Raw genomic sequence first — 592 nt, forward strand, 5'->3', positions numbered from 1 at the left:
AGACTCCCCCCCAAGTGGAGTGGGCGAAACCGGGTACGCCTGCCTCGGCGACTGTGGGCACATCCGGGAAGAGCCTGGAGCGTCGCACGCCGGGGTTCGCCAGCGCACGCAGCTTGCCAGATTCGACGGTGCCGCGAGCCGTCGAGGTCAGACCTACCATGAAGTCAATTTGCTTGCCCATCAGCGCGGCGACACCTTCAATGGCCCCCTTGAAAGGAACATTCACTGCGCCAATCCCTGGCACGGCCTTCACCAGCCTCTCAAAGATCATGTACTCGGGCGAACCGGGGCCGGTAGTGCCACAAGAGAGCTTCTGCGGATCAGCCTTCATTGCAGCGATGAGCTCCTGCAGGCTCCTGTAGGGCGACCCGGAATTCACCAGAATGAGAAATGACGAGGCCTGTATGCGTGGCGCGACGGGGGCGAAGTCCTTCAGCATGTCGATCTTGGCCCCCATCGCCTGAAGGGTGACGATACCCGAATGCACATAACCAAAGGTGCCGCCATCGGGGGCCGCCATTGCGATCGCCTTGGATCCAATCAGACCGGCCGCACCAGCCGTGTTCTGCACGATAACAGGCACCCCGACGCG

The 592-nt window shown here is 62.2% G+C and carries 1 protein-coding gene; it reads right to left on the reverse strand.

Annotation, left to right across the window (positions count from 1 at the left end):
• Positions 1-592 (reverse strand): tripartite tricarboxylate transporter substrate binding protein (locus tag QZH66_RS18140; RefSeq protein WP_305807193.1); only part of this gene is annotated, 592 nt, incomplete at both ends.

It is taken from the genome of Stenotrophomonas sp. YIM B06876, from assembly GCF_030711595.1.
GTDB lineage: Bacteria > Pseudomonadota > Gammaproteobacteria > Xanthomonadales > Xanthomonadaceae > Stenotrophomonas.